Annotated in this window: 8 protein-coding genes; 2 read left to right on the plus strand and 6 right to left on the minus strand. The window is 68.7% G+C overall.

The window, feature by feature from the left end; translation table 11 throughout:
• Positions 1 to 265: 265 nt before the first annotated feature.
• From iolC to M8859_RS02190, 5 genes are read right to left on the minus strand one after another with little or no spacing between them, the layout of a single operon-like run.
• Positions 266 to 1,204, minus strand: a complete 939-nt coding sequence (gene iolC / locus M8859_RS02170; protein WP_249643658.1) for a 5-dehydro-2-deoxygluconokinase — start codon at positions 1,202 to 1,204, stop codon at positions 266 to 268.
• A 20-nt stretch (positions 1,205 to 1,224) separates the two neighbouring features.
• A complete protein-coding gene (locus M8859_RS02175; protein ID WP_159920063.1) occupies positions 1,225 to 2,007 on the minus strand; it encodes an ATP-binding cassette domain-containing protein in 783 nt (260 codons plus the stop codon).
• On the minus strand, positions 2,004 to 3,050 hold the full coding sequence (locus M8859_RS02180) for an ABC transporter permease (RefSeq protein ID WP_249643659.1): 1,047 nt from the start codon (positions 3,048 to 3,050) through the stop codon (positions 2,004 to 2,006). Before M8859_RS02180 ends, M8859_RS02175 begins: the two co-directional genes overlap by 4 nt.
• Before the next feature lie 17 nt (positions 3,051 to 3,067).
• Complete coding sequence (locus M8859_RS02185; RefSeq protein WP_249643660.1) at positions 3,068 to 4,075, minus strand: sugar ABC transporter substrate-binding protein; 1,008 nt, start codon at positions 4,073 to 4,075, stop codon at positions 3,068 to 3,070.
• Positions 4,076 to 4,089: 14 nt separating this feature from the next.
• Positions 4,090 to 4,986 carry a TIM barrel protein gene (locus M8859_RS02190; RefSeq protein WP_249643661.1) on the minus strand — a complete coding sequence of 299 codons (897 nt, stop codon included), beginning with the start codon at positions 4,984 to 4,986 and terminating at the stop codon, positions 4,090 to 4,092.
• 244 nt (positions 4,987 to 5,230) lie between these two features.
• Here M8859_RS02190 and M8859_RS02195 point away from each other — a divergent pair, with 244 nt between their 5' ends.
• Both M8859_RS02195 and M8859_RS02200 read left to right on the plus strand, forming a co-directional pair.
• Positions 5,231 to 6,244: a LacI family DNA-binding transcriptional regulator gene (locus tag M8859_RS02195; protein WP_195070414.1), complete on the plus strand. Its 1,014-nt coding sequence runs from the start codon at positions 5,231 to 5,233 to the stop codon at positions 6,242 to 6,244.
• 32 nt (positions 6,245 to 6,276) lie between these two features.
• Positions 6,277 to 7,296: a Gfo/Idh/MocA family protein gene (locus M8859_RS02200; protein ID WP_249643662.1), complete on the plus strand. Its 1,020-nt coding sequence runs from the start codon at positions 6,277 to 6,279 to the stop codon at positions 7,294 to 7,296.
• Positions 7,297 to 7,439: 143 nt separating this feature from the next.
• Here the strand turns inward: M8859_RS02200 and M8859_RS02205 are convergent, their stop codons facing one another.
• On the minus strand, positions 7,440 to 7,871 hold the full coding sequence (locus M8859_RS02205) for a hypothetical protein (RefSeq protein ID WP_249643663.1): 432 nt from the start codon (positions 7,869 to 7,871) through the stop codon (positions 7,440 to 7,442).
• Positions 7,872 to 7,944 lie beyond the last annotated feature (73 nt).

Consider the following 7,944-nt stretch of genomic DNA (forward strand, 5'->3'; position numbering starts at 1 on the left):
CGGCGCCTCCTTCCGCGCTCGATACTCAGCCGCTCTTCTGATCTGGGCCCCGCTCAGCGGCACAGCAGTAGTTCCGCCATGCCGCGTACGACTCGGCCGCACAACTGCTCCTCCTGCCCGCGCCCTGCTCAGCGGCACAGCAGGCTCTCCACTCCGCCCAGCGGCACAACGGTGTCTCCACTCTGCGCCCCGCTCAGCCGTACAACAGTGTCCCCACTCCCGTCCTGGCGCAGCCGCCCAGCGGTTCCTCGATTTCCACGCCGGTTCAGCCGCACAGCAATTCCTCGATCTCCGCCGCCGTGGGCATCGCATCCGCGCAGGCCAGACGCGCGGCGACCAGCGCGCCCGCCGCGTTGGCGTAGGTGGCGACGCGCTGTGGGTCCCAATCCGAGAGCAGGCCGTGGATCAGCGCGCCGCCGAAACCGTCGCCCGCACCCAGCCCGCACACCACGTCCACCCGGCACGGCGGCACCGTCCAGCGTTCTTCGGCGGTGGCCACCAGCACGCCGTCGCCGCCCTGCTTGATCACCGCCAGGCGCACCCCACGGTCGAGCAGCCGATCGGCCGCCGCGTCCGGGTCGGCGGTGCCCACTGCCACCTCGGCCTCCGTGCGGTTACCGACCACCACGTTCACGTGGTCGACCATCCACCCGATCTCGGCCCGAGCGGTGTCGACGTCGGGCCAGAACATCGGCCGGTAGTCCAGGTCGAGCACCGTGTGCCCGCGTCGAGCGCGCCGCAGCAGCATCTCCCGCTGCGTGCCGCGCGCCGGTTCCGCGCTCACTCCGGTGCCCGTGACCCACAGCAGCGGCGCGGCGTCCACGACTTCCCAGGGCACGTCATCCGCGGTGATGGTGAGATCCGGCGCGATCGGCGCACGGTAGAACAGCAGCGGCGGATCCGACGGCGGCATCAGCTCGCAGAAGACCACGGGCGTCTGAAGGTCCGGCGCGGTCGTCACGTAATGGGACGACACGCCGAAGTCCTCGAGCGCCGTGCGCACGAAGTCGCCGAAGCCGTCGGGGCCCACCTTCGTCAGCACCGCCGAACGACGGCCGAGCCGGGCAGCGGCCACGGCGACGTTGGTGGCGGTGCCGCCCAGCGATTTCGCGAAACTACGCACCTGCGCCAAAGCGACGCCGCTCTGTTCGGGATACAAGTCCACCCCGACCCGGCCGACGGTCAACGCCTCCAGTTCGGTCACGAACTCGCCTCCTGGCGTATTCACGGCGTCACCACGCGCCGCAATTCGTGCTGCAACGCCTCCAGTTCCGCCCCGCCCGCCATCTGTCGGGTCAGTTCCGGCAGTTCGATCTCCGATTTCTCGTACGAACCGAGCACCGCGCCCCGCTTCAGCAGCAGGAACCGGTCACCGACCGGGTAGGCGTGGTGTGGGTTGTGCGTGATCAGCACGACACCGAGTCCGCGTTCACGCGCCTGCACGACGTACTTCAGCACCACCCCGGCCTGTTTCACGCCCAGCGCGGCGGTCGGCTCGTCGAGGATCAACACCTTCGCGCCGTAATGAACGGCCCGTGCGATGGCTACGCATTGCCGCTGGCCACCGGACAACGTGCCGACCGGCTGTTCCATATCGCGAATCTCGATACCCATGTCCGCCAATGCGGTTCGCGCGATCTCGCAGCCCTTCTTGCGGTCCAGCAACCGGAAGGGGCCGTAGCCGAAGGTGGGCTCGGAGCCGAGCACGAAGTTGCGCCACACGCTCATCAACGGCACCACCGCGAGATCCTGATAGACCGTGGCGATACCGCGATCCAAGGCCTCGCGTGGTGATGCGAACCGGACCGGTACTCCTTCGACGCGCAGTTCGCCGCGGTCGTGCCGATGCACCCCGGCCAGGATCTTGATCAGCGTCGACTTGCCCGCGCCGTTGTCGCCGAGCACGCAGGTCACCTCGCCCGCTTTCACCACCGTGGACACCTCGCGCAGAGCGACGACACCGCCGTAGCTCTTGCCGAGGTCCACGGCCTCGATGAGGGGAGTCATCGGCGCACCCTTTCGGCTCGTTTCTGGAATCTGTTGTTGACCAGCACCGCCGCCAGCAGCAGCACACCGAGGAACAGCATGAACCAGTCACTGTCCCAGCGGGCGAACACGATGCCCTGGCGCGCCATGCCGAAGATCAGCGCGCCGATCGCGGCGCCGACCGCCGAGCCGAAGCCGCCGGTGAGCAGGCACCCCCCGACCACCGCGGCGATGATGTAGTGCAGTTCGAGCCCGACGCCCTGGTTGGCCTGCACGCTCGCGAACCGCAGGATGTTGCAGGAGCCGACCACCCAGCCCGCGAACGCGGTGCCCATGAACAGCAGGATCTTGGTGCGATCGGCGGGCACGCCGACCGCGCGCGCACTGGGCAGCGCACCGCCGACGGCGAAGATCCAGTTGCCGAACCTGGTGCGGACCAGGACGAGCGCGGCGATCGCGGTGAGCACGATCCACCAGACCACCGAGGCCTGGATGTGCGCGTCCCCGATGTCGAGCGTCGAGGCGAACACCCAACCCGCCGACTGGTAGCCGTCCGCGCTGCGCACTCCCGACACCTGCACCGTGTCGGTGACCAGCCGAGTCACGCCGAGGTTCAGGCCCTGCAGGGCGAGGAAGGTGCCCAGCGTGACGATGAAACTGGGCAGGCCGGTGCGCATCACCACCCAGCCTTTGAACGCGCCGACGGCCAGGGCGAACGCCAGCGACGCGACTAGGGCGAACCAGACGTTCCACCCGGCGTGCACCGCGAGCAACGCGGTGACCAGCGCCGTGGAGGCGGTCATCACGCCCGCGGACAGGTCGAACTCGCCGCCGATCATCAGCAGCGCCACGGCCACCGCCATGATGCCCAGCGTGGAGGCGTCGTCCAGCCAGGTCGCGACGCCGAGCGGGCTGAGGAACCGGTCGGTGACGAGGGAGAAGAACACGAACACCAGCAGCGCGCCGAGCGCCGCGCCGATCTCCGGCCGCACGGCCAGGCGTTGCAGCGGTGAGAGGCCCGGTCGGTCCCGCGTCGGTTCGGAAGTCTCTGTGGCAACGGTCATTTCATTCACTCCCGGCCTCAGCGCGTGCCCTGCGCGACGAGCGCGGCGACGGCGTCCACATTGCTCTTGTCGACGAAGCCAGGGCCGGTCTGCACCGGCGCACCGCCTCCGACGGTGTTCAGGTTCGTCCGGTACAGCCGCAACAGCACGATCGGCAGGTATCCCTGCTCGTACTGCTGCTGATCGACCGCGAACAGCAGCTTTCCGGCCCGAATCGCCTCCACCACATCGGAATTGAGATCGAACGTCGCCACGGTGGCGGGCGACCCGGCCTCCCGGACGGCGTCCACGGCCCGCGCGGCGACCTGGGAGTTCAGCGTCAGGACCGCGTCGATGGACCGGTCGGCCTCCAGCGCGCCTTTGATCCTCGATTGCGCGTCGGTCGGATTGTTGATGTCCACTTGGAGCGTGGTCGCGTTGCCGAACGCCTTCGTCGCGCCCGCGCAGCGCTCGTTCGCGCCGATATTGCCCGCCTCGTGGATGACGCACAGCATCTTGGTGCGCCGGGCCTCGGCGAGGCGTTCGCCCGCGGCCTGTCCGGCCAGCGATTCGCTTTGCCCCACATGAACGAACGCGCCGAACTTCGCGCTCTCGAATTCGCCCGAATTGATCGTCACCACCGGAATACCCACGGCCAGAGCCTTTTCCACGGACCGGCGAAGCGCTTCGGGATTGGCCATGGAGACGACGAGGCCGTCGACGCCTTGGGCCACCGCGTTGTCGATCAGCTTCGCCTGCTGCCCCGGATCACCGGAGGCGTTGTACTCCACCCGGATACCGAGATCCTCGCCCGCGGCCTCCGCGCCGTTCTTGACGACATTCCAGAACGCGTCGCCGGGGCTGCCGTGGGTCACCACCGCTACCGATCTCACCGTCCCGGCGGCGACAGGCGGCTGTGTAGGGGCGGGCGCGTCGGAGCCGGGACCGCTGCACGCGGCCAAAAGAGCGGCCGTGGCGATCCACGGCAACAGGCGGCTCGAACGCCGCCGTCCCGCGCTCGCGCCGCGTTGCGGTCTCGAAAACATCCTCGTCGCTTCCTCTAGATCCCGGCCGCGGCCAGCGCGATGTCCGCGAGACGGCGCAGGCTGCGCCCGGTGTCGATGCTCGCCTGCCGCGCCGAGTCGCCCGGCCACAGCGCGGTGTCCTGCTCCAGCACGTACCAGCCCCGATAGCCCGCGGCCTGCACGGTGCGCACGAGTGCTGCGATATCGACGTCACCCTCACCCAGTGGGACATACAGCCCACGGCGCACGGCCGCGCTGTACTCCAGCGTTCCGGCGCGGACCTCCTCGGCCAGCGCGCCGCGGACGTCCTTGAGATGGATGTGCCCGATCCGCTCGGCATGTCGCCGCGCGAGCCGAACCGGGTCGGCGCCGCCGATGAGCAGATGCCCGGTGTCCAGGCAGATGTCGAGGTCGGAATCGGCGAGGAACCGCTCGACCTCGGCCTCGCTCGCCACGTGCGTGCCGACATGCGGGTGCAGCACCGTGCGCAGGCCGTGCGCGGCGGCGGCATCGCGGATGGCGCGGGAGGCGTCGACCAAGGCCCGCCATTCTGCGTCGTCGAGGCGCGGGCGCTCGTCGTATCCGCCGAGACCCGTCGCGGCGGCGAGCACGAGGACTTCCGCGCCCGTGGCGGCCAGCAACGCGGCCGTGCGCTCGGCGTGCGCGAGGGCCGACTGCCGATCGCGGTGCAGCACGACGGCGAGGAACCCGCCGACCGGAGCGATTCCGAAGTTCTCGAGCAGCCGACGCAGTTCACCCGGGTCGCCCGGCAGGTAGCCGGGTGGTCCGAGCTCGGTGGCGGTCAGGCCGAGCGCGGCCATCTCCGACAGGACGGTGCGTGCGTCGAGCACATGGCCCCAGCCGGGGACCTCGCAGACTCCCCATGAGATCGGCGCGGCCGCGATGCGCAGCGGGGAGAGGGATTCGGTCATCGGCACTCCGACCTTCGACGTCGAGTTGACTGCGCTCTGTTGGAGCGCTCCAACTATGTAACGCAGGTCATATCGTGTCAAGAGTCGCATACTCATCGCCCAAAGCGTCACTACCTGCGGATATTTCGGATTTGACTGAGTAGGGGTGTCCCGGGAGTCCGATTAGAGCGCTCTATTGCCTCGCTCTCACCCACCTTGTATCGTCCGACCCGGCAGGGCTCGGCGGAAGGGAACGGAGGCGACAATGGCACGCCCGACCATGGAGGACGTCGCCGCCCGCGCGGGCGTCTCCCGCGCTCTGGTGTCACTCGTCATGCGCAACTCCCCCAAGGTCAGCGAGCACCGCCGCCGCGCCGTGCTGGACGCGGCGAAAGACCTCGGCTACCAACCGCACTTCATGGCCCGGTCGCTGGCCAGCCGTACCTCGAACATCGTCGGCGTCATGGTCTCCGACCTGCGCAACGCCTTCTTCGCCGATGTCGTCGAGGGCATGGACGCCGCCGCGCGGGAATCCGGCCTCGAACTGATCCTCAACACCGGCCGACGCAGCGCCGCGCGCGAACGCACCGCGTTGGAGAGCCTGCTGTCCTTCCGGCCCGGCGGCGTCATCCTGCTGTCCCCCATCCTGCCCGCCGCCGCCATTCGCGCAGCGGCGCACCAAGCTCCCTTGGTGCTGGTCTCCCGCTCCTCCACCGTCGCCGCTGTCGACACGGTCACCGACGATGGCGAGGCAGGCGCAGCCCTCGCCGTCGATCACCTGGTCTCGCTCGGGCATCGGCGCATCGTCCACTTGGACGGCGGCGGCGCTTTCACCTCCGCGCCGCGCCGTAAGGGCTACCGCGCCGCCATGCAACGCCACGGCCTGGAACCGATGGTCGTGCCCAGCGAGCACACCGACTCCGCGGGCATGGCCGCGGTGCGCAAACTGCTGAACCTGTTCTCCCACGACAACTTTCCCACGGCGCTGGTGTGCGGCAACGACTTCAACGCCGTGGGGGCGATGTCCGCGCTGGAGGAAGCGGGATTGCGGGTGCCGGAGGATGTCTCGGTGGTCGGCTACGACAACACCTCGCTGGCCGCCCTGCGGCACGTCGCGCTGACCACCATCGACCAACCGCGCATCCGGATGGGCCGCCTCGCGATCGACGCCCTCGCCGAACGCCTCCGCGACGGCCGCACCACACCGGTCCGCCGCCGAGTGGAACCCTCGCTCATCGTCCGCGCCACCACGACCGCTCCACGCCGAACCGGTCTCTGATGCCCGTCGCGATCCCACATGAAGGAGAGCCGATGTCCTCCCACCGAGCCGTCATACTGGGCCTCGCCGGAACCGGCCGCATCGGGACCTCGCACGCCGCCACCCTGAGGAAACTCCCGAACGTGGCCACCGTCCTGGTCGCCGACGCCGTCCCCGACCGCGCCCGCGCCGCCGCCACCGACCTCGGCATCGAGTTCGCCGCCGACCTCGACGCCCTCTTCGCCGCCGATCTCGACGGCCTGATCATCGCCACCGCCACCGACTCCCACCCCGACCTGATCATCCGCGCCGTCGACGCGGGCGTCCCCGTCTTCTGTGAGAAGCCCGTGGCCGCCGACATCACCGGCACTCTCGCAGTCATCGAGCACACTCGCGACTCCACCGTCCCGGTCCAGATCGGCTTCCAACGCCGCTTCGACGCCGGCTACCGCGCCGCCCGCGAAGCCATCCGTTCCGGCGAACTCGGCTGGCTGCACACCTTGCGCGCCACCACACTCGACCCGGCCCCTCCACCCGCCGAATACATTTCGCGCTCCGGCGGCATCTTCCGCGACTGCGGAGTGCATGATTTCGACATTATCCGCTGGGTGACCGGGCGGGAGATCAGCGAGGTGTTCGCCCTCGGATCGAACCGAGGCGGGTCGTTCTTCGCCGAAGCGGGCGACGTGGACACCGCCGCCGTGCTGTTGCGCTTGGACGACGGAGCCCTCGCGAACGTTTCGCTGACCCGCTACAACGGCGCGGGGTACGACGTCCGGCTGGAAGCGCTGGGCTCCGAGGGGAACGCCATCGTCGGGCTGGACGATCGCGCGCCCTTGACTTCGGTCGAGCCCGACCACAGCCCCTCCCCCTATCCTCCCTATTCGAGCTTCATGGAGCGGTTCCGTCCGGCGTACGCCGACGAATTGGCGGCCTTCATCGAGGTCGCGACCGGGCAGCTCGACAATCCTTGTACTCCTGTCGACGCGCTGGAGGCGTTCTACGTCGCCGAAGCGTGCGAACTCTCGCGGCGGGAGAGCCGAGCCGTCGAGGTTGCCGAAGTCCGGCACTGACCGGTCCGAACTACGCTCGGTTCGTCTTCCGACTGCTGGACCATCGGCAATCAATTGATCAGATTTCTCGATCTCTTCGATGATTAGTTCGGGCGACTGTCCGTCATAGATCGCCCGAATAGCCCTGCGCCCCCGCACGTACATCATCGTGTGGAGGTCACCAGAGCAGTCAGCCGCGTAACGCGCGCGGTGCGCCACCACCGCATGCCTTCGCGTCGCCAGCCGAGGTCCCCGATCGCCTGAGCCATGTACTGGCTCAGCAGAGCACCGATCTTGAACAACTCGCGTCGCTGGCCGGAGTCTGTCAAGATGCCAAGCGCCATATCGAGACTCAGAACGTCGACCAACAGCATCTCGCGCAGTTCAGCTGCCGTGTGGGTGACGTTGGCGGCCCCGTATTCGCGGATGATCTCGTTCCAGTCGTCGAGGTCGATCGATACAGCCTCGGAGACAGCACGATTCAGCCCATGCCGAGCCGATTCCACACCAAAAGCCGTACCGACACCGGCGGCCGACGCGCTGAGCAGAAAAGTGCGGCGTCGCACGTCATCGACCTCTCTCCCCGCGTTCGGCACTGCCGAGACCGAAATCTTTCGTCCGCATCTCCGTCGACAAGACGAACAATACTGACCGCGTATGCCCACCTCC

It is taken from the genome of Nocardia sputi (assembly GCF_023501985.1).

Excerpts from the sequence above, each read along its gene's own strand:
- M8859_RS02175 (WP_159920063.1), bottom strand. The coding sequence starts at position 2,007 with ATGACTCCCCTCATCGAGGCCGTGGACCTCGGCAAGAGCTACGGCGGT.
- M8859_RS02180 (WP_249643659.1), bottom strand. The coding sequence starts at position 3,050 with ATGACCGTTGCCACAGAGACTTCCGAACCGACGCGGGACCGACCGGGC.
- M8859_RS02185 (WP_249643660.1), bottom strand. The coding sequence starts at position 4,075 with ATGTTTTCGAGACCGCAACGCGGCGCGAGCGCGGGACGGCGGCGTTCG.
- M8859_RS02190 (WP_249643661.1), bottom strand. The coding sequence starts at position 4,986 with ATGACCGAATCCCTCTCCCCGCTGCGCATCGCGGCCGCGCCGATCTCA.
- M8859_RS02195 (WP_195070414.1), top strand. The coding sequence starts at position 5,231 with ATGGCACGCCCGACCATGGAGGACGTCGCCGCCCGCGCGGGCGTCTCC.
- M8859_RS02200 (WP_249643662.1), top strand. The coding sequence starts at position 6,277 with ATGTCCTCCCACCGAGCCGTCATACTGGGCCTCGCCGGAACCGGCCGC.